Annotated in this window: 19 protein-coding genes and 1 pseudogene; 9 read left to right on the top strand and 11 right to left on the bottom strand. The window is 58.6% G+C overall.

The genetic code is table 11. The features are described from left to right. Positions 1–113: 113 nt before the first annotated feature. The 3 genes from AB4043_RS01890 to AB4043_RS01880 form a co-directional block, all read right to left on the bottom strand. Positions 114–1163, bottom strand: coding sequence for an agmatine deiminase family protein (locus AB4043_RS01890; RefSeq protein ID WP_442299919.1), 1050 nt, complete (start codon positions 1161–1163; stop codon positions 114–116). Positions 1164–1187: 24 nt separating this feature from the next. Beyond that, on the bottom strand, positions 1188–1409 hold the full coding sequence (locus AB4043_RS01885) for a hypothetical protein (protein ID WP_442299918.1): 222 nt from the start codon (positions 1407–1409) through the stop codon (positions 1188–1190). A gap of 294 nt (positions 1410–1703) precedes the next feature. Then, positions 1704–2615 carry a carbon-nitrogen hydrolase gene (locus AB4043_RS01880; RefSeq protein WP_442299917.1) on the bottom strand — a complete coding sequence of 304 codons (912 nt, stop codon included), beginning with the start codon at positions 2613–2615 and terminating at the stop codon, positions 1704–1706. A 175-nt stretch (positions 2616–2790) separates the two neighbouring features. Between AB4043_RS01880 and AB4043_RS01875 the strand changes: the two genes are divergently transcribed. The 5 genes and pseudogenes from AB4043_RS01875 (at position 2791) to mdh (ending at position 8285) form a co-directional block, all read left to right on the top strand. Continuing rightward, on the top strand, positions 2791–4221 hold the full coding sequence (locus AB4043_RS01875) for a glutamine synthetase family protein (protein ID WP_442299916.1): 1431 nt from the start codon (positions 2791–2793) through the stop codon (positions 4219–4221). Between the two features lie 230 nt (positions 4222–4451). Then, complete coding sequence (locus tag AB4043_RS01870) at positions 4452–5870, top strand: NADP-dependent isocitrate dehydrogenase (protein WP_442299915.1); 1419 nt, start codon at positions 4452–4454, stop codon at positions 5868–5870. A gap of 189 nt (positions 5871–6059) precedes the next feature. After that, positions 6060–6530, top strand: a pseudogene (locus AB4043_RS01865) (malate:quinone oxidoreductase); the annotation flags it as partial. Positions 6531–6594: 64 nt separating this feature from the next. Next, the gene (locus tag AB4043_RS01860) at positions 6595–7164 is read left to right on the top strand and encodes a malate:quinone oxidoreductase (protein WP_442306395.1); all 570 of its coding nucleotides are present in this window, start codon (positions 6595–6597) and stop codon (positions 7162–7164) included. Positions 7165–7355: 191 nt separating this feature from the next. Beyond that, positions 7356–8285, top strand: coding sequence for a malate dehydrogenase (mdh, locus tag AB4043_RS01855; RefSeq protein WP_442299913.1), 930 nt, complete (start codon positions 7356–7358; stop codon positions 8283–8285). A gap of 177 nt (positions 8286–8462) precedes the next feature. On the opposite strand, the gene AB4043_RS01850 is transcribed toward mdh, so the two are convergent. From AB4043_RS01850 to AB4043_RS01835, 4 genes are all read right to left on the bottom strand, one after another. Next, positions 8463–8987 carry a peptidylprolyl isomerase gene (locus tag AB4043_RS01850; RefSeq protein ID WP_442299912.1) on the bottom strand — a complete coding sequence of 175 codons (525 nt, stop codon included), beginning with the start codon at positions 8985–8987 and terminating at the stop codon, positions 8463–8465. Between the two features lie 162 nt (positions 8988–9149). Next, the gene (locus tag AB4043_RS01845) at positions 9150–9875 is read right to left on the bottom strand and encodes a peptidylprolyl isomerase (RefSeq protein ID WP_442300315.1); all 726 of its coding nucleotides are present in this window, start codon (positions 9873–9875) and stop codon (positions 9150–9152) included. A 66-nt stretch (positions 9876–9941) separates the two neighbouring features. Continuing rightward, the gene (locus AB4043_RS01840; RefSeq protein ID WP_442299911.1) at positions 9942–10280 is read right to left on the bottom strand and encodes a hypothetical protein; all 339 of its coding nucleotides are present in this window, start codon (positions 10278–10280) and stop codon (positions 9942–9944) included. Positions 10281–10774: 494 nt separating this feature from the next. After that, positions 10775–12022 (bottom strand): dipeptidase, encoded by a 1248-nt coding sequence (locus AB4043_RS01835; RefSeq protein WP_442299910.1) that lies wholly within the window; start codon positions 12020–12022, stop codon positions 10775–10777. A gap of 178 nt (positions 12023–12200) precedes the next feature. On the opposite strand from AB4043_RS01835, the gene AB4043_RS01830 reads away from it, so the two are divergent. Both AB4043_RS01830 and AB4043_RS01825 read left to right on the top strand, forming a co-directional pair. Further along, positions 12201–12470 (top strand): hypothetical protein, encoded by a 270-nt coding sequence (locus AB4043_RS01830; RefSeq protein ID WP_442299909.1) that lies wholly within the window; start codon positions 12201–12203, stop codon positions 12468–12470. A gap of 240 nt (positions 12471–12710) precedes the next feature. Then, entirely contained in the window at positions 12711–12899 is a 189-nt protein-coding gene (locus AB4043_RS01825) for a hypothetical protein (protein ID WP_442299908.1), read from the top strand. Between the two features lie 222 nt (positions 12900–13121). Here AB4043_RS01825 and AB4043_RS01820 read toward each other — a convergent pair whose 3' ends face one another. Beyond that, positions 13122–14879 (bottom strand): DUF885 domain-containing protein, encoded by a 1758-nt coding sequence (locus AB4043_RS01820; RefSeq protein ID WP_442299907.1) that lies wholly within the window; start codon positions 14877–14879, stop codon positions 13122–13124. Between the two features lie 57 nt (positions 14880–14936). Between AB4043_RS01820 and AB4043_RS01815 the strand changes: the two genes are divergently transcribed. Beyond that, on the top strand, positions 14937–15812 hold the full coding sequence (locus tag AB4043_RS01815) for a hypothetical protein (RefSeq protein ID WP_442299906.1): 876 nt from the start codon (positions 14937–14939) through the stop codon (positions 15810–15812). 3 nt (positions 15813–15815) lie between these two features. On the opposite strand, the gene AB4043_RS01810 is transcribed toward AB4043_RS01815, so the two are convergent. Next, entirely contained in the window at positions 15816–16043 is a 228-nt protein-coding gene (locus AB4043_RS01810) for a hypothetical protein (RefSeq protein WP_442299905.1), read from the bottom strand. A 110-nt stretch (positions 16044–16153) separates the two neighbouring features. Between AB4043_RS01810 and AB4043_RS01805 the strand changes: the two genes are divergently transcribed. Continuing rightward, positions 16154–16693 (top strand): DinB family protein, encoded by a 540-nt coding sequence (locus AB4043_RS01805; RefSeq protein ID WP_442299904.1) that lies wholly within the window; start codon positions 16154–16156, stop codon positions 16691–16693. 64 nt (positions 16694–16757) lie between these two features. Here AB4043_RS01805 and sdhB read toward each other — a convergent pair whose 3' ends face one another. Together sdhB and sdhA are read right to left on the bottom strand one after the other, a co-directional pair. Further along, the gene (sdhB, locus tag AB4043_RS01800) at positions 16758–17516 is read right to left on the bottom strand and encodes a succinate dehydrogenase iron-sulfur subunit (protein ID WP_442299903.1); all 759 of its coding nucleotides are present in this window, start codon (positions 17514–17516) and stop codon (positions 16758–16760) included. An 11-nt stretch (positions 17517–17527) separates the two neighbouring features. Beyond that, a partial coding sequence (gene sdhA / locus AB4043_RS01795) for a succinate dehydrogenase flavoprotein subunit (protein WP_442306394.1) occupies positions 17528–19211 on the bottom strand: 1684 nt, incomplete at its 5' end.

Here is a 19211-nt window from a genome sequence, read left to right as displayed (position 1 = left end):
TCAGCGCATAGAGCCGTGGCTGATGCCCGTACTTGTGCTGCGGCTGGGCATTCACGTGGAGGTAGTCGGTCAGCTTGGCGCGAAAGTCGGGCATCGGGTCTCCGGCGGTAGAGTTAGGCGGGTTCCTGCTGTGTCATGCAGTGCAGCGCACCCAGACCCCAGATGAAGTCGCCGCAGTGGATCCCCACGACTTCGCGATCAGGGAAGCAGTCTGCGAGCGTATTGAGCGCAATGCGATCATTCTTGTCATTGAACGTGGGCACCAGCACCAGGTTGTTCGCGATGTAAAAGTTGGCGTAGCTGGCGGGCAGGCGCTGACCTTCGAAGAGGACCGGCGACGGCATGGGCAATTCAATGATCTGGAAGGGCTCACCCTTCAGATTCCTCGCGCTGCGCAGGCGATCAAGGTTCTCGGCCAATGGAAGATGATTCTCGTCGTGGGTGTTGTGCTCCACGGTGGTGACGATGGTGTTCGTTCCGACAAAGCGGGAGATATCGTCGATGTGGCCATGCGTGTCGTCGCCGGCGCAGCCGCGGTTGAGCCAGACCACCTGCTCGATGCCCAGGTACTCCTGGAAGGCCTGCTCCAGTTGCTCGCGAGAGATGCCAGGGTTGCGCTGCTGCACCTCGGAGAGCAAGCATTCCTCAGTGGTGAGCAGGATGCCCTCACCGTTGGTGTCAATGGAGCCACCCTCAAGCACCAGGCGATGCGTTCCAACGTGGGGTTCGAAGGCCGGCATATCGTAGAGCTCGGCGACCTGTCCCGGGATGCGGTCATCGTTGTGCCAGTTGGGATATTTGGCCCAGGCGTTGAACCTCCAGTTGGTGATGGCAAGTTCGCCCTTCGGGTTCTTCACGAAGATCGGACCGGAATCACGCAGCCAGACACGGTCGGTCTTCCAGAGATGGAAGTGTAGCCGGGCGAGGTTTGCCCCGGCGCGGCGCAGGATGTTACGCGCACGCTTTTCGGCGGCGGTGTCGTTGACCAGGATGTTAACGTCCTCCACCCGCGAGAGGTGACGGACGATCTCGGCATAGACCCAGGGAATTGGCAGGAACTTGTCCGGCCAGTCCTCGGCGTTATGCGGCCAGGCAATCCAGGTCGAGGTATGGGGAGCCCACTCGGCGGGCATGCGGAAGTTCTTTTCGCGGGGTGTTGTCATTCTTTCCTTTTTCAATTCTACGGACTAGCGTGACTCGATCCAGTCCCGGAAATCGTGCAAGACGTCAGGTGTCAGCTCAAGGATTGCTTCGCTCAGTGCTGCGTTCCCTTTGGAAATTGCGAACGCCGCGAGTACATAGACAAGTTGTGACGAATCGAAATTGCGCGAATGTGTTTTACCTGAAATCTCGGACAGTTTCGCGATTGCCCCAAAATAGTCCTCTTTCAGATCGAGAGGTACATCCATAGCGGCTTTCTGGCGGCAAATCTCCACCCATGTCGGGAAGAGAAAAAAATCGATGGGGTTTGCAATGGATCGGACTCTAGTAGCGCAATGACGTGGGGTACAGCGGCAAATGAGGCGTCGTACACATCACCTTGGTGGGCAAGTGAACTCCAAATTGAAAACCAGGGTTCTTCTTGCCCCTCAGACGTTGGAAATGCTCCCAACGCTCCCAGAAGCTGTGGGATGTCGGAAGCATTTCCATATGCGTGTGTCAGGTTCGCCCAGCGCGGACTTTCCAGACTCAACATAGCGGTCCTAGTCGATAAACCGGCTGGTTATGTTGCCGTAGGCGTCGATGCGGCGGTCACGGAGGAAGGGCCAGTGCTGGCGCGTCACCTCGACCAGCTGCGGATCGAGATCGGCGATCAGGATGTCTTCCTCATCGTGTGCAGCCTGCTTCAGGATGCGGCCGAAGGGATCGGCAATGAAGCTGCCGCCCCAGAACTCGAGACCTGCGCCTTCGGGTCCCTTGATGCCGTTGACGTCGCCCTGTTCGTGCCCTACGCGGTTCACTGAGCAGACGAAGACGCCGTTCGCGATAGCATGGGCGCGCTGAATGGTCTGCCAGGCATCGTACTGTGCCGTACCGAACTCTTCCTTCTCGCTGGGATGCCAGCCAATGGCGGTGGGGTAGAAGAGGATGTTCGCTCCCTGCAGCGCGGTGATGCGGGCGCCCTCCGGATACCACTGGTCCCAGCAGACCAGCGTGCCGATATGCCCGGCGGAGGTCTTCATGGCCTTGAAACCCAAATCTCCCGGAGTGAAGTAGAACTTTTCGTAGTAGAGCGGGTCATCCGGGATATGCATCTTGCGGTAGATGTCCTGAATGTTGTGTTCGGCCGTCGAGGCCGGGTCCAGGATGGCAGCGGTGTTGTGATACAGACCGGGAGCGCGGCGCTCGAAGAGCGAGGCCACGATAGTGACCTTGTGTTCGCGGACGATGGCCGACAGGCGCTCTGTCGAGGGGCCGGGGATCGATTCGGCGATAGAAAACAGGGCGTGGTCTTCACGCTGACAGAAGTACTGGGCGCGGAAAAGCTCCGGCAGGCAGATCAGCTGGGCGCCTTCTCTGGCGGCTTCAACAACGAGCGAGGCGGCCTTCTCGAGGTTGGCATCGGTGGAGGCGACGCAGGACATCTGGATCAGTGCGGTACGGGTCGACTTCATAGCTCCCTCCAGTTTCTCAGATTCGAGCGAAAGGACTATAAATCGAGTCTTGATTTCTGATAGCTTTGAAGCGAGGACGGGCCACGACGCCCGGCCTTCAGGGTTTCTCCCAACACAATTCACGCTTTACCTGCGGCGGCTGTGGCCGTTGGCGCAGGAGACTAGAAGGAGTCGTATGTCCGGCGAATACCGTGATTTTCTGGAGCTCAGCTACGCGGAGCTCGAAGACCTGAACCTCGCAGCCAAAGAGCAGCGCAAGAAGCGCGTGGCGGCCGACGTTATTCAGGAAGAGCGTCTGAAGTATCTGACCGATGAAAAGCGCATCAAGGCTGTCACCGTGGTCTTCAGCGATCTGGAAGGCCGCCTGCACACGCTGGATTATGACAAGAAGTTCCTGGTTAAGAGCTACGACAACCTGACCTTCGACGGTTCGTCGATCCGCGGCTTTACCGCGCAGCGTGAGTCCGATCTCCGCCTTGGCATTGACTGGAGCGCCTTCTACTGGACCCCGGCCGACATCTTCGGGCCAGGCAAGGTCATCGTCTTCGGTGAAGTGATCGACAAGAACGGCGGCACCTACTCCGCCGACCTGCGCGGCGTGCTGAAGGCCTTCGCGAAGGAACAGTTCCAGAAGAACGGCTACACCCTGAACGCCGCCAACGAGATCGAGGGCTTCCTCTTCGAGGGCGTGGACGCAGAGCGCGCCTTCCACCAGACCGGCAAGTTCGAGTACGTCAACCAGGGCGGCTACTACCACTCGCTGCCCGGCGATCCGCTGCGTGAGTTCATCGATACCACCGCCGAGGTTCAGCGTGCGATGGGCTTCGAGAACGAGAAGGACCACCCCGAGGTTGCGCCTTCGCAGTTCGAGATCAACTACACCTACGGCGAAGTCGTTGCAGCCGCCGACCAGATCCAGCTCTACAAGCTGATCTGCCGCCAGGTCGCTACCCAGATGGGCATGACGGCCAGCTTCCTGCCCAAGCCGGTGACCGGCGTCAACGGCAGCGGCATGCACACCAACATCTCCATCACCAAGGGCGGCAAGAACCTGTTCTGGGATCCAAAGGGACAGGAGAAGATCTCGGCCATGGCGTGGAAGTTCGTTGACCGCATCCTCACCCACGGCAACGACATCTGCCTTCTGCTGAATGCCAGCGTGAACTCCTATCGCCGTCTTGATCCGCACTTCGAAGCTCCGAACCAGATCAAGGCTTCGGCGACCGACCGCGGATCGATGGTCCGTATCCCGATCGGCAACGAGAAGTCGGCCCGCGTCGAGGTTCGTTCGGTGGGACCGGATGCCAACCCCTACGCCGTGCTGCTCTCCTGCTTCAAGACCGGCCTTGAGGGCGACATCTCGAAGATCAAGAACCTTCGTCAGGCCGAGCGTTACCTGCCGGACAACATCTACACGGCGCTCGACAACTTCCGTAATGCGGAGTGGACCAGCACCCTGCTGGGCGAGGATGTGAAGGCCCGCTATGCGGACCTGAAACAGGCTGCGGCCGATCGTTGCCCGCGCCTGCTGGGCACCATCGTGAAGAGCAGCGAAGTGCAGTTCCACCACGACGTGTACAACCAGCTTCTGTGGGGCCAGTTCTAAAACTGCCGCAGATCAGACAGAGACGCCCGGCTTCGGCCGGGCGTCTTCTTTGTTTGTCATTTCGTAGCGACCGAAGGGAGCGGAGAAATCTGCTTCTCGCCCCATCGTTTCTGTAGGCTCTCTGGCTCTGGCAGGTTGCGCGATAATCGAATTCTTTGTGCGAATTTTGCATACCCCTCTTCGCCGGTGATACCTTTGAAGTGCACAAATTTCACCGGAGAATCCTGATCATGCAAGAGAGCTACAACGGTATTGCGGTCCCTAAGGACGGCGAGGCGATTCAGTACGTCGATGGCAAATACATCGTGCCCGACAAGCCCATCATTCCGTTTATCGAGGGTGACGGTACCGGCCGCGATATCTGGAAGGCCTCACAGCGTGTGTTCGATGCAGCCGTAGAGAAGGCATACGGCGGCAAGCGTCAGGTGAAGTGGTATGAGGTTCTGGCCGGTGAGAAGAGCTATCGCCAGACCAGCAACTGGCTGCCCGATGACACCGTGAAGGCGACTGTTGACTACCGCGTCTCAATCAAGGGACCGCTGACGACTCCGGTAGGCGGCGGTATCCGCTCGCTGAACGTGGCTTTGCGTCAGTTGATGGATCTGTATAGCTGCGTCCGTCCGGTGAAGTACTACACTGGTGTGCCCAGCCCGGTGAAGCACCCTGAGAAGTGCAACATCGTGATCTTCCGTGAGAACACCGAGGACATCTACGCCGGCATTGAGTTCCGCGAGGGAACGCCCGAGGCCCAGAAGTTCGTCAGCTTCGTGAACGACGAGATGCTGAAGGGCAGTAAGAAGAAGGTTCGCCTGGATTCAGGCGTAGGCGTGAAGCCCATCTCCATCACCGGTTCCAAGCGCCTGGTGCGCGCGGCCATCGACTACGCCATCAAGAATGGCCTTAAGACGGTCACGCTGGTGCACAAGGGCAACATCCAGAAGTTCACCGAGGGCGCCTTCCGTGAGTGGGGCTACGAGGTCGCCACGCAGGAGTTCCGTGACCAGACTGTCACAGAGCGTGAGAGCTGGATCCTGGGCAACCTGGACGCCAACCCCAATCTCACACCGGAGGAGAACGCTGCCCTGGTCGAGCCGGGCATCGAGTTTGCTCCGAAGGAGTTCGGCGACAGCGTTATTGCCGAGGTCAAGCAGGTACTGGCCGAGATCGGCGCATCGCACGGCGGCGGCAAGTGGAAGTCGAAGATCATGGTGAACGATCGTATCGCCGACTCGATCTTCCAGCAGATCATCATCCGTCCCAGCGACTATCAAGTCCTCGCGACGACGAACCTGAACGGCGACTATATCTCCGACGCTGCCGCGGCGCAGGTCGGCGGTCTGGGCATCGCTCCGGGCGCCAACATCGGTGATGGCTACGCCGTCTTCGAGGCGACCCACGGTACGGCACCGAAGTATGCGGACAAGGACGTCATCAATCCCGGCAGCGTAATGCTCTCTGGCGTGATGATGTTCGACTTTCTGGGTTGGACGGAAGCTGCTCGTCTGATCGAGAACTCCATGGAAGAGACCATCAAGCAGAAGTTCGTGACCTACGACTTCGAGCGTCAGATGGAGGGTGCGACCAAGGTGAAGACCAGTGAGTTCGCCACCCGCATGATCGAGAACATGGACAAGGTCGCCAGCAAGTAAGCTTAAACGTTCTCCGTTAGCTCTGGAGCGTTTCCTCGTGGGAGTACAGTAGGGCTTCTGCATCCTTGGGGCGTTTTCCGCAATGAAAACGTCGTTGTGCGCTCTCCCGGGATATCCAGCAACGAGGAAACGCTCTTAACCGGCGCGCCTTGCAGCAAGCAGGGCGCGCCTTTGTCTTAAGGGATACAAATGTCGATTGAAATTGCCCCGCGGGAGCGGGTAGACGTCGTGTTGATTGGCGCCGGTGTGATGTCGGCGACGCTGGGAACGCTGCTGCGCCAGGTTGATCCATCGCTGTCAATCGTCTGTTTCGAGAGCCTGGACCGCGTGGCGGCCGAGAGCAGCGATGCCTGGAACAACGCCGGCACGGGCCACTCCGCGTTCTGCGAGCTGAACTACACGCCGCAGAAGTCGGACGGCTCAGTAAGCATCTCCAAGGCCATCCAGATCAACCAGCAGTTCCAGGAATCGCTGCAGTTCTGGACGTATCTGGTTGAGCAGGGAAAGATTACCTGCCCGCACGAGTTCATCACCAAGGTGCCTCATCTTAGCTTCGTTACGACGGACAAAAGCGTCAGCTTCCTGCGCAAGCGGTACGAGGCGCTAAGCAAGAACCTGCTCTTCCGCGATATGGAGTACACCGAGGACAAGGCCAAGATCGCTGAGTGGATTCCGCTGATGATGGAGGGCCGCGATATGAGCCGCTCCATGGCCCCACCTCGACATGCGCATGACCGGCGGCAAGAAAGAGCTGCTCTTCGGGCCGTACGCGGGCTTCACGACCAAGTTCCTGAAGCACGGATCGTATCTGGACATGATCAAGTCGGTGAGGCCCAGCAACCTGTATCCGATGATCAAGGCCGGTCTCGATAACGTCGACCTCACCAAGTATCTGGTGAAAGAGGTCATGCAGTCTCCGCAGGACCGCCTGAAGAGCCTGCGCAAGTTCGTTCCCAATGCCCGCCTGGAAGACTGGGAGCTGGCGATCGCAGGACAGCGAGTGCAGATCATCAAGTCGCATGCGGAGAAGGGCGGTGTGCTCGAGTTCGGCACCGAGGTCATTCGTGACAACGAGGGCTCCATTGCGGCACTGCTGGGTGCATCGCCCGGTGCCTCGACCGCGGTCAGTATCATGCTGGGCATGCTGCAGAAGGGGATTACGGTCATCAAGCCGGAGCTGGCGAAGACAAGGCTCGCGGAGCTGATTCCATCGTTCGGCAAGAAGCTCGATCAGGAGCCGGCGTTGCTGGACCAGATCACGGCGCAGGCGCGCACCGCGCTCCGCATCGGATAGAGCATTTTCCCTGTAGGTGTAGTGCGGGCTTGTGCATCTATGGGCGTTTTCCCTCAATGAAAACGCCACTGCACGCCCCTTCCGGGATACCCAGTAACAGGAAAAATGCTCTAAGCGAACCGCAACCCCTTTTGGACTTCAAGGCTTGAGAATGGTAGGGTGTTGGCCGAGAGGACCGGAGGGGTTTCTGCGTGCGGAAAAAAATCACGATTGTTGGAGCAGGGAACGTAGGCGCAACGGCTGCAAACTGGATCGTAGGAAAAGAACTCGGTGATGTGGTGCTGCTCGATGTGACCGAAGGCATTCCACAGGGCAAGGCTCTGGACCTTCTGGAGGCCATGCCGATCGAGAAACGCGACTGCTCCATCATCGGTACAAACGACTATGCGGAGACGGCAAACTCCGATGTCGTCGTGATTACGGCAGGCATTCCCCGTAAGCCGGGCATGAGCCGAGATGACCTGCTGCAGACTAACTTCAAGATCATGAGCGACGTGGTGACGAAAGTTGCCGCCGGCTCGCCCAACAGCATCCTGGTCGTTGTCTCAAATCCGCTCGACGCCATGGCACAGACGGCCTTCAAACAAAGTGGTTTCCCCCGCGAACGCGTGATCGGCATGGCGGGTGTTCTGGACTCGGCTCGCTTCCGGACCTTCATTGCGGAAGAGCTGCATGTCTCCGTCGAGAACGTTACGGCGTTCGTCCTTGGTGGTCATGGTGACACCATGGTGCCGCTTCCGCGTTACTCCACCGTCGCCGGCATCCCGATCACAGAACTCATCGCTCCGGACCGTCTGGAGGCCCTGGTGCAGCGGACGCGCGATGGTGGTGCGGAGATCGTCAAGCATCTCAAAACCGGCTCGGCGTACTACGCTCCTTCTGCCGCCGCAGTGGAGATGGTGGAAGCCATTCTGAAGGACAAGAAAAAGATCCTGCCTTGCGCGGTCTATCTGCAGGGCGAATACGGCATCAATGGTCTGTACGTCGGTGTTCCGGTCAAGCTCGGCGAGAAGGGCATGGAACAGATCATCGAGATCAAGCTCACGCCCGAGGAGCAGGCTGCGCTGAACCGCAGTGCGGATGCCGTAAAAGAGCTGTGTGACGTGATCGGCATGGCCTAGAGCATTTCTCCTGTTGCTGGGTAGCCCGGAAGTGGAGTGCAGCGGCGTTTTCATTATGGAAAACGCCCATAGATAACGAATCCCTACACTACACCTACAGGAGAAATGCTCTAGCAATCAGAGACAAAATAAGAAGGCCCGCCGTTGCTGGCGGGCCTTCGTGTGTCTGTGCAGCGGTTAGGCGACGCGCTCGATGAGCAGGGAGTCGATCGTGATGTCCTTCTTCGGGCGATCCATAGCGGCTGTGGAGGCCTTGCTGATCTTCTCCACAACGTCGTAGCCCTCGACAACCTCACCGAAGATGGTGTGGCGGCCGTTCAGCCAGGTGGTGGGAGCAACGGTGACGAAGAACTGGCTGCCGTTGGTGTTCGGGCCGGCATTGGCCATGGCCAGCTTGCCCTTCTCCTGGAAGCCGTGCGGGCTGCCTTTGGTCTCATCTGCGAAGCGGTAGCCGGGACCGCCCATACCGGAGCCCTCGGGATCGCCGCCCTGAATCATGAAGTCAGGGATCACGCGATGGAAGACGGTGCCGTCGTACAGCTTGGCGCCCTTCTTCGAAGGGGAGTTCCAGTCTTTGGTGCCTTCGGCCAGGCCGATGAAATTGGCGACGGTCTGCGGTGCGTCCTTCTCGAAAAGGCTGCAGACGAAGGTTCCCTCAGAGGTATTGAAAACGGCATACGTGCCGGGGGTGCGAGTCGACATGTGTAATTCTCTCCTTGCGGTAGAGCATTTTTCCTGTAGATGCAGTGCGGGGCTTGTGCGTCTACGGGCGTTTTCCTCAATGAAAAACGCCGCTGCACGCTTCTTCCGGGATACCCAGCAACAGGAAAAATGCTCTAGTCAGGATACAGGAACCTAGGGCAGCTATTTCGTCTGCGGTGTGGATGGAGCGGCAGCAGGCGACGCCATGGGATCCGGCGGCAGGGGCTGCCCTTCGGGAACGATGGTGACCTTGTTGATGGTCACCGGTGTCAGCGGTTTGTCGTTGGGATTGGTAGGAACCCTGGCGATGGACTGGACCATAACGACGGAGTGCTCGTCGCACTGGCCGAAGATGGTGTGCTTTCCATTCAGTTCCATAACCGGAGCCTCGGTGATAAAGAACTGGCTCCCATTGGTGCTGGGGCCGGAATTGGCCATGGCCAGACGTCCCGGCTGGTTGAAGGTGAGGGTCGGCGTGATCTCATCGGCGAAGAAGTAGCCCGGGTCGCCGGTGCCATTGCCGGCGCGGTCGCCGCCCTGGATCATGAACCGGGGAATCACCCGATGAAAGGTGGTGCCGTCGTAGAAACGCGTGTTGTGCATGCGCTTCTGACTGACCGGGTCGAGCCAGTCTTTGGTGCCTTCGGCCAGACCGACGAAATTGGCAACGGTGACGGGCGCTTCCTTCTGGAAGAAACGGCAGGTCAGCCGCCCCATGGAGGTATCGATGACGGCCGTGGGGCCATTCGGGATGGCGTCACGGACGATCTGAGCGGTAGTGCTCGGCGTGTCCGGCAGATCGTCGACCGGCTTGGGCGGGGTCGGCGTCTGCTGCTGGGCAAACGCGGTGGCAGCGAGCGAAACACTAAGGACGAAAGCACGAACCATCACCCTATAAGGGTACAAGGTGAGGCGTACTTTCGTCCCCTGGGGGGTGGATGACACTCCCTAGTGTCAGAGAGCTCCGACGGTCTCGATGACGGCGGTCGTCGGTGTGGCAGATGGTGGAGTGGGAGGGTCAGGGGCTACCAGAAAACGCCGCGACAGAGCCGAGGCGAAGACACCTGTCTCGTCGTGGTGTGAAGTCCGGCGATGGATGTGCAGATATTCGTGCTGGAAGACACGCGAAATCGCTCTCGCCATGGCATCGATGCGTTGTTCCGGCTTCATCGGCGCAATCGCGTCGTTGATCGTCAGAGCGATCTCTTCGCAATCAATCAGGATGTAGTTGATCGGCTCGCCTTTCACAAAGGGGACGGAACCCAGCGCTCGAGGAATATGCGGTGCAGGCATCTGGGGAAGCACATCGCATGAGCCCGTGAAGCGCAGGAAGAGTATCTCAGGGAAATCGACTGCCAGAGGTGGAGTCTGCGAGAGATAGAAGATTGGGGAAGGTTGACCGGGATTTACTTCCCGCAGCCGAATTTGTATCTCGGTTGCAACTGCGTTTGCAAACTCTGGGCGGAAATTTCCTACCCTATCTGGTTTGAGAATGAGCGCGGGCTGCGAGTAGTGTTGCGCGTGAGCCAGGAGACAGGCGGACAGCAGAACAAGGAACCCAAAAATCAACGAACACCGAGGAAAAACTTTCATGACAACTTACCCGTGGCCATTTAGACCGCCGGATACGATGCTCCTCGGTTAGTACTTTTGTAAAGAGTAAGGAGAGAATTTTTTTGATTATTTTTTAGTTCGGGAATATAGCCTGATTACTTGGCAACTATTCCCGAACTATCTCGATCTTAGATGGATTTAATCGAAAACTTACTCAAGAGATAGAGATAACGTTACTGAAACGAAGGCTCGGCCTTCGCCTGAACCTCGCGGAAGACACGGATCAGGTTGCCGCCGAGCAGTTTCTTCATGTCATCCGCGGTATATCCGCGGGCCATCAGGGCTGCCGTAATCTTTGGCAGATCGGCTGCGGAGTCGATACCTCCAGGCGGCTGCGGAATGCCGTCGAAGTCAGTACCGATGCCTACATGGTCGATGCCGGCCACCTTGATGACGTGATCAAAGTGATCGATCAGCGAATCGAATGGTGCGCGTCCCACCTTTGCCGCATATTTGCGATCGATCGCGTCAGATGCCGTGTAGGGAACTGGAATGCCTTTGGCGTGGTATTCGGCTTCGAGTGCGTCCTGTTCTTTCTGGCGGTCGGCCTTGCAGTCGTTCCAGGCCTGTCTCCACTTCTCGTCGATGAAGGCAGGGAACAGGTTCACCATCACTACGCCGTTCGTTTTTGCGACAGCGCGAAGCTGGTCGTCAGTAAGGTTGCGACCGGCCTGAGTCAGGGCTCGTGCTGAGGAGTGAGATGCCAGCAGCGGAGCTTTGGTGACCTCAACCACGTCCCAGAAGGTCTTGTCGGCAACGTGCGAGATGTCAACCATCATGCCCAGGCGGTTCATCTCCGCGACGACCTGTTTGCCGAAGTCGGTCAGCCCGTTGTGGTGCTTTACGGTGGGGTCGTCGATATCGCCCGAGGAGTCTGCCCAGTCATTGGTATTGGACCAGGTGAGGGTCATGTAGCGAACCCCGAGGCGGTAGTAGTCACGCAGCAGGCCGAGGTTGTTCTCGATGGAGTGGCCGCCCTCAATCCCCATGCAGGCGACGAACTTGCCGGCCTTATGCGCGGCGAGAATCTCGTCGGGTGTACGGCACAGCGCCATCTTGTCCGGGTGTTTGCGCACCTGTTCCAGAACCCCGTCGATCAAGGAAAGAGTGCGTACCGCCGAACGGTTGGCCGGATACTGCGATGGATCGACCCAGATGGAGAAAAACTCGGCGTCGAGGTTGCCCTTTTTAGCGGATTCGTAGTTCACCATGCCGCCGTTCAGCGGCTCAAAGAAATCCCAGTTTTCGTCGACAAAACGCTGTGGTGTGTCGGCGTGGGTGTCAATGACGAGAGCTTCGGCGTGAACTTTGGCGGGATCTGATTGCATAGCCTTCTTTCGAGTTACGGTCTGCTGGCTGTAAACGGTGGATACCAGGAACAGGCTTCCAGCAGCGATGGCGATGGGGAGAGAGAGTCTCATGGGCAGTTGGATCGGTGCTGCTCTATGGTAGCGGTTCTCGCTAAGAGTTCGGAATTCAAAGTGATGCCGGATTGTGCGCCAGGTTCGAAAGGAAAGGCATCGTTTTCCGGGAACGCAATGGCTAGAGACCTCTACCCCTCGGCCTGCGTCAAACACACATTAGAAGAGGTGATTCACCATGGATATGGGCGCGAAATCGACCAATGATCCGGCAAGCCCGTCTCCCGAGGCGCTGGTGCATCGCGGAGGAAGGGAACACGTGGATACCGAGCATGTGGATACACAGCATGTGGATAGAGAGCATGTGGATAGGGAACACGTGGATATAGAGCATTTACACGAGCCCGAGCACATAAAGAAGCAGGCAATGGAAGCGGCTTGCCGCGGTGAGCAACGCATGAAGAAGAACCAGGGAAGAATCCCCGGCACCAGGCTCTTCAGCAAGTAATCTTCACGAAGTAGCGCTGCGAGCGCGAACCCGAATAGAAGAGGGAAAGCCCTGCGACCAGCATTTTTCCTGAAGGTGTAATGCTTTCGCACTTATGGGCGTTTTCTGCAAAGAAAACGCCGCTGCACGCCCTTTCCGGATACCCAGCGACAGCGAAAATGCTCCAGTGGGCTTTCTTTGTTGCGGGCAACGCCCGATAAGGCGCCGACGTCAGAGTATGGCCAGAGAGGTAAATTCACTATGGGAACCGGCGTAAATTCGACCAAAGATCCAGCCCGCCCCTCGCATGAAGCACTCGTGCATCGCGAAGGAGATACCCAGAACCTGAATAAGAAGGATCAGCAGGCGATGGAATCGGCTCGTCGCGGTCAACAACGCATGAAGCAGAACGAAGGCAAGATACCTGGGAGTAAGATCTTTACCAAGTAAATCTTCACGACGTAGCGCCACGAGCGTGAACCCGAATAGAAGAGAGAAGCCCCGCTATGAGCGGGGCTTTCTTCATCGTTCAAACTAGAGCGCCTGCAGGAAAATGCTTTAGAGCATTTTCCCCTATCACTGGGTATTCCGGAAGAGGAGTGCAGCGGCGTTTTCATTACGGAAAACGCCCATAGAAGCACAAGCCCTGCGCTACACCTACAGGAAAATGCTCTATCGCTTCTGTTCGTCGGGAATGAAATGGTCTTCGACCGCCTTCTTCATCAATCCTGGAGGCAGCAGGCCCTGCGCCAGGATGAAGTCGTGGAAGCGTTGCGCATTGAACTTCGGTCCCAGTGCAGCTTCGGTCGACTTCCGCAACTCCAGCAGGCGTGTATAGCCATAGAAGTAGCTGTTGGCCTGACCCGGCATGCGGAAGGTGTAACGCTCTACCTCCTGGTTGGCGAAGGGAACCGACATCCCGACATCTTCGGTAAGTACGCGCATCGCCTCCTGCGGGGTGATCTTGCCGGCCTGCAGTTCGGGGTCCAGGAAGGCGCGTGCTGCACGCAACAGGCGGAACTGCAGGCTGATCAACTGGCCCTCAAGCGGCATATGGGGCAGCGTGATGTATTCAGCGTAGAGGCCCCAGCCTTCGGCGTTCGTTGAATTGAAGGCAAACAACGCGCGCGCCTTAGAGACGCCGTGTTCCACCATGGAGTCGAACTGGAGTTCGTGGCCGGGACGTGCCTCGTGTGCGATCAAGGTCCATGTCGCGGCATCGTAGGTATAGTCGTCCACCTTCTGCGCGGTGTTGCCGTTGGCGGCGGGCATATTGAGCGGCAGCACGAAGACGCCGCGTTGGCCGGTGTTGTTCAGGAACGGAGGAGGCACCATGTGCGGCGCCGGCTGCTGTACAGACTCGGCCGGTGTGCCCAGGCGGATGATCGCCGGGCGGTCCGGCAGAGTGACCAGATGCTGCGTCCGGATGATCTCTTCAATCGCATGCAGGCGTTTTTCGTAGAACGGCAGAATCTCATCGTTCGAGAGCTGCTTCTGCTTCAGTTGTTGAATCACGGTCCGGTAGTCGGAGTTGGGAAGGTGCTGTTCCGTTGCGATCCGGGTAGCTACTCGCTGCATCTGCGCCTGGTAGTCCAGGAATGCCGCGTGAGCCATCCGGGAAATCTGGGCCGGGGAGATGTCGATGCCGTAATCGGCGAAGTTCAGAGCATACTCTTCCGGCTGCAGGCGGAAGTCGGTCCGTGCCTTGGGAAGGACCGTCGTCTTGAGCCAGGCATCGTAATCCGCGATCTGCTTCTGCAGCAGCGCGTAGTTGGCCTCCCAGCCGGTAAGTTTGTACTTCTTGAAGAGCTCGGCGATTCCGTCGATCCGAGCCTTATTACGGGAGAGTTCTGTCTCCATCCGCAGCTTCGACGGATAGATCATGTTCGGCTTGGCGATCTGCTCTTCCGTACGCTGGCGCAGGATCGCCGTAATCGGCTGAAAGCCTTTCACCTGGCCGGTGTACTTCGCCAGGCGGACGACGGCCGCTTTACGCCGGTCAGCAGCCACCTGGTCGTCCAGTAGAGCTTCAATCCCGCCATAGACATATCCGGCGGCGTTGATGAATGGTACGGAGTGCGCACGGGAGTAGTCCTCGTGCTTGAAATCGCGCTCGGAGCTGTCGATCAGGATTTCCAGGTCCTGGCGGACCAGTTCCTCCTTCTCCGTCTTTTCCGCCGCGGCGAGTTTGGCCACGACGGCCTCCGCATCCCTGCGTTTGGCGTCTTCATTGGCGCGTGTCGGGATAGAGATCTCGGCGTCGAACTGGGAGAGGCCCTGCGCAGAGGCCTCCTCCGGCGAATATTTCTTGTCCAGATCGAGCAGGAGCTGGGTATAGGCGTCGGAGGTCTTTACCCAGGCTGGCTGCGTATCCTGTGCCGAAAGGGGGAGGGCGAGGAGGGTCAAAAGCGCGGCGGCTGTAATTTTCATGCTGTTTCTCAGTGATGAAGGGTTAGGGTACCGCATCTAATTGTGAGGAGGAAGTTAATGCGAGCACGTGTTTTTATGGGATGGATGCTCGCCTGTCTCATCGCCGGACCGGCCTTGGGGCAGGTGACAGACTCCACCCAGCGGGATTTTCATACCCGCGTCACCAATGTCTACAACTTTTCCCCGCACCTGGTGACTCCTGCACAGCAGAAGGAGAAGGCCTCCGAGATGGACTCCTTCTGGAAGGACGTGAAGGCCGACCCTGCGGCGATGTTGCCCATGCTGCGTGTGGAGTTGAAGAACTCCGCGACACCGCGTTTTTTCCGGTATGACGGCGCCGCTCTGCTGCTGAGCATGAGCCACTCTCCTGACGATGAGCAGCTTGTGGCCGATTCGCTTCCGAGTACGGATCTGGCTGATGTCACTCCGTTGGCGTACTTCAACATGGTGCATCGCCTGGCGGTCGACGGCGCTGATGTAACCCAGGCAGCGCTGCACCTTCTGGACGACCCGAAGTTCACGGTGACGTTCACCCAGCAGAACATGACCCTCAAGCGCCCGATGGCGCTTGTTTTTCTGCTGCTCCCTCTTCCCGAAAGCAAATGGGCCGATGTTCTGGTGGCAGAGTTCAACAAGGCGAAGAAGGATGAGACCAGGACAACGCTGCTGACCGCGATGTTCTTTGCGCAGACGCCCCAGACCGACGCCGTGATCGCTCAGGCGGCCCAGGGAGGACAGAGCGCTGCCGTACAGTCCGAGGCGCAGAGATGGGTCAATACAATGGCGAGCGCGCGGCAGACGAAGTATCAGATCAAAGGAAAAGAGCCCGAGATCCGCGAAGCAAGACGGCAACGTTCAACGGAAGTCAGCGATGCCGCTCTGAGCGATATCTCCGCCATGACGGGACGCCTAGTGCAGTTAAGAAAGAGCTAAAGATCAGGCGTACCAGAAGGATTTGCCGCGCCGTTTATTACGAATAGCCGTTGCAAGAAAAAGAACGAAACAGACAGGTGTGGCCAGGGTCGACAGGTATCCAGTGCAGAGGAAGATCATGGCCACCCAGCCGCCATCGCCATGCAAACTGCCACCTAGCAGCCAAAAAATGACAAAGCTGACGATTGAGACATAGATTAGCCCCACGGTCCAGTTCAGCCAGCGGTTCATGGCAAACAAGTGTATACGGCTGCCCGATACTGACATTTGCTTTGGGGGGGACCGTACCTTCGCGAAGTGCGTAGAATGCCTTGTACTTCAAAATCCCGCTGGACGTGTCTATGAAACGACTGCTTGTCCTCGCTCTTCTTGCGGCTCCGGCTTTAGCTTTGGCACAAACGAAGAAACCGGAAGCTCCACCCACTCTGCGCTCGGTTTTGTTGTCGCAGCTCAAATCCACCCACAACAGCAAAGAATGGTTTGTCCCAGCTAACGATGCAGTCGCCGGGCTCACTCCGGAGCAGGCTGCCTGGACTGACGGCTCCGGCAATCATTCCGTCGGGCAACTCGCCAACCACCTTATCTTCTGGAACGGCGAACAGCTTGCAAAGATGACCGGCAAGCCCGTCCCCAAGTTCAACGGCAACAACGACGAGACCTTCAACGCTTTCAACGCCGCCAACTGGGCACAGACGCAGAAAGACCTCGATAAGGTCCTTACGGATCTTGAGGCTTATGTCGCGAGCTGTTCTGAAGCGGACCTGCAGAAGCACGCCACTGACATCGCACACATCAGCACACACAATGCCTATCACGTCGGCCAGATGCTCTTTGTTCGCAAGCTGCACGGAACCTGGAATCCGGAGAACGGTGTTAAGTAAACGTCTCCGTTAAAACACGAAGGGCTGCCGGCACATGCCTGGCAGCCCTTTGCATTTTTGTCGGCTAGGCGCGGAAGAAGTCCTTGACCTTCTGCACGAAGACATCGCGGCCGATATCGCTGATGGCCTCGGTGAGCGGAAGCCCCTTGGGGCAGGCCTGGACGCAGTTCTGGGCGAAGCCGCACTCCTGCACGCCGCCGTCGCCGGCGAGCGCGCGCAGGCGCTCTTCCTTCAGTACGGAACCCGAGGGGTCCATGTTGAAGAGCTTGGCCTGGCCGATCGTGGCCGCGCCGACGAAGTTGGTTACGTCGTTGAACTGCGGGCAGACCTCCATGCAGATGGTGCAGGAGATGCAGTTCGAGAGCGGATAGCGTTGTTCCTGGATGTGCGGAGCCTGTTTGGGGCCTGCGCCCAGATCGTAAGTACCGTCGATCGGCACCCACGCCTTGACCTTCTTCAGGTTCTCGAAGAGGACAGCGCGGTCGACCGCCAGATCTCGCACCACGGGGAACTTCGACAGCGGAGCAAGCTTGATCTTACCGCCCCCCTCTTCCAGCATCTTGTCCACCAGGGCCGAGCACGCCATGCGGGCYTTGCCATTGATCAGCATGGCGCAGGAACCGCAGATCTCTTCCAGGCAGTTCGAATCGTAGGTGATCGGTGTGGTCGCCTTGCCCTCTTTGGTGACGGGATTCAGCGCGATCTCGCCCAGAAGAGAGGTGATGTTCATATTCGGGCGATAGGGAATCGAGAAATTCTCGACAGCRCCTGTGCCGTCCGGACCATTCTGACGCTTGATTTCGACTTCAATCGTGGTCGGCATTCTGTTCTCCCTTACGCGGTGGCGTCGTAGCGGCGAGGCCGCGGCTTGATGTGGCTGGTATCAACGTCTTCCCACTCGAACTTCGGCGCGTCGCTGTTGTCGTCGTAGACCGCCTTGGTCGTTTTCAGGAACTTCTCGTCATTGCGTTCCGGGAAGTCCGGCTTGTAGTGTGCGCCGCGGCTCTCGTCGCGCAGCTCCGCGCCTTGAACGATCACGCGGGCAAGCTGCAGCATATTGTAGAGCTGGCGGGCGAAGGCAAAGCTGGTATTGGCCCACTGGCTCTTGTCCGAGAGGTTGATCTTCTTGTAGCGCTCGATCAGCTCGACGATCTTCTGATCCGCCTCGCGAAGACCCGCGTTGTAGCGGATGATCGTGGCGTGGCGGGTCATTGTGTCGCCCAGCTCGCGCCAGATCTGGAACGGATTCTCCGTGCCCTGGTTGTTCAGCAGAATGTTGTTGTACTGCTGCTGGCGGATGAGCTCAGCGGCATGACCGCCGTCACTCTCCTGCGGCGCCAGCCCCTTGGCGTATTCCATTGCCTTCGGTCCGGCGACAAAACCTCCGTAGATGCACGAGAGCAGCGAGTTCGCGCCCAGGCGGTTCGCGCCGTGGATGGAGTAGTCGGCCTCACCCGCGGCGAAGACGCCGGGGATGTTGGTCATCTGGTTGAAGTCCACCCACAGGCCGCCCATGGTGTAGTGCATGCCGGGGAAGATCTTCATCGGGACCTTGCGCGGATCGTCACCGACGAACTTCTCGTAGATCTCGAGAATGCCTTCGAGCTTGTGCTGGCGCTCCGGCGCCAGGTGCGAGACGTCGAGGTAGACCATCGGCTGGCCGTCGAGGCCCATGCCATGCTCGTACACCACCTTGTGGATGGCGCGGGTCGCAACGTCACGCGGGACGAGGTTGCCGTACTTCGGATACCACTCTTCCAGGAAGTACCAGCGCTCAGTCTCAGGAATGGAGTTCGGCTGGCGCTTGTCGTTCCGATCCTTCGGAACCCATACGCGGCCACCTTCGCCACGGGCCGACTCTGACATCAGGCGCAGCTTGTCTTCACCGGGGATGGCGGTCGGGTGCACCTGGATGAACTCGCCGTTGGCGTAGTAGGCGCCCTGCTGATAGAGCGCAGCCTGGGCGGATCCGGTGCAGACCACCGAGTTGGTGGACTTGCCGAAGATGGCGCCATTGCCGCCGGTGCAGATAATGATGGCGTCGGCGGGGAAGGTCTTCAGCTCCATGGAGCGAAGGTTCATGGCCACGATGCCGCGGCAGGCTCCCTTGGTGTCGAGGATGGCTGACAGAAACTCCCAGCCCTCGTACTTCTGGACCTTGCCCTCAGACTCGAAGCGGCGCACCTGCTCGTCCAACGCGTAAAGAAGCTGCTGTCCGGTGGTAGCGCCGGCGAAGGCGGTGCGGTGATAGAGCGTTCCACCGAAACGGCGAAAGTCCAGCAGGCCCTCGGGAGTGCGATTGAACGGCACACCCATGCGATCCAGAAGATCGATGATGGCCGGTCCCTGCTCGCACATGGCCTTGACGGGCGTCTGGTTGGCGAGGAAGTCACCGCCGTAGATGGTGTCGTCGAAGTGCTTGAACGGTGTGTCGCCTTCGCCCTTCAGGTTTTTGGCGGAATTGATGCCACCCTGCGCGCACACGGAGTGCGAACGCTTTACCGGAACGACGGAGAAC

Source organism: Terriglobus sp. YAF25, from assembly GCF_052113305.1.
Classification (GTDB): domain Bacteria; phylum Acidobacteriota; class Terriglobia; order Terriglobales; family Acidobacteriaceae; genus Terriglobus.
The sequence above is the reverse complement of the archived record's forward strand: the minus strand, read 5'-3'. Positions and strand labels throughout refer to the sequence as shown.

What these genes read in the sequence shown, in the direction of transcription:
- AB4043_RS01890 (WP_442299919.1), bottom strand. Translation starts at nt 1,163, where the DNA reads ATGACAACACCCCGCGAAAAGAACTTCCGCATGCCCGCCGAGTGGGCT.
- AB4043_RS01885 (WP_442299918.1), bottom strand. Translation starts at nt 1,409, where the DNA reads ATGGATGTACCTCTCGATCTGAAAGAGGACTATTTTGGGGCAATCGCG.
- AB4043_RS01880 (WP_442299917.1), bottom strand. Translation starts at nt 2,615, where the DNA reads ATGAAGTCGACCCGTACCGCACTGATCCAGATGTCCTGCGTCGCCTCC.
- AB4043_RS01875 (WP_442299916.1), top strand. Translation starts at nt 2,791, where the DNA reads ATGTCCGGCGAATACCGTGATTTTCTGGAGCTCAGCTACGCGGAGCTC.
- AB4043_RS01870 (WP_442299915.1), top strand. Translation starts at nt 4,452, where the DNA reads ATGCAAGAGAGCTACAACGGTATTGCGGTCCCTAAGGACGGCGAGGCG.
- AB4043_RS01860 (WP_442306395.1), top strand. Translation starts at nt 6,595, where the DNA reads ATGCGCATGACCGGCGGCAAGAAAGAGCTGCTCTTCGGGCCGTACGCG.
- AB4043_RS01850 (WP_442299912.1), bottom strand. Translation starts at nt 8,987, where the DNA reads ATGTCGACTCGCACCCCCGGCACGTATGCCGTTTTCAATACCTCTGAG.
- AB4043_RS01845 (WP_442300315.1), bottom strand. Translation starts at nt 9,875, where the DNA reads ATGGTTCGTGCTTTCGTCCTTAGTGTTTCGCTCGCTGCCACCGCGTTT.
- AB4043_RS01840 (WP_442299911.1), bottom strand. Translation starts at nt 10,280, where the DNA reads ATGCCTGCACCGCATATTCCTCGAGCGCTGGGTTCCGTCCCCTTTGTG.
- AB4043_RS01835 (WP_442299910.1), bottom strand. Translation starts at nt 12,022, where the DNA reads ATGAGACTCTCTCTCCCCATCGCCATCGCTGCTGGAAGCCTGTTCCTG.
- AB4043_RS01830 (WP_442299909.1), top strand. Translation starts at nt 12,201, where the DNA reads ATGGATATGGGCGCGAAATCGACCAATGATCCGGCAAGCCCGTCTCCC.
- AB4043_RS01825 (WP_442299908.1), top strand. Translation starts at nt 12,711, where the DNA reads ATGGGAACCGGCGTAAATTCGACCAAAGATCCAGCCCGCCCCTCGCAT.
- AB4043_RS01820 (WP_442299907.1), bottom strand. Translation starts at nt 14,879, where the DNA reads ATGAAAATTACAGCCGCCGCGCTTTTGACCCTCCTCGCCCTCCCCCTT.
- AB4043_RS01815 (WP_442299906.1), top strand. Translation starts at nt 14,937, where the DNA reads ATGCGAGCACGTGTTTTTATGGGATGGATGCTCGCCTGTCTCATCGCC.
- AB4043_RS01810 (WP_442299905.1), bottom strand. Translation starts at nt 16,043, where the DNA reads ATGAACCGCTGGCTGAACTGGACCGTGGGGCTAATCTATGTCTCAATC.
- AB4043_RS01805 (WP_442299904.1), top strand. Translation starts at nt 16,154, where the DNA reads ATGAAACGACTGCTTGTCCTCGCTCTTCTTGCGGCTCCGGCTTTAGCT.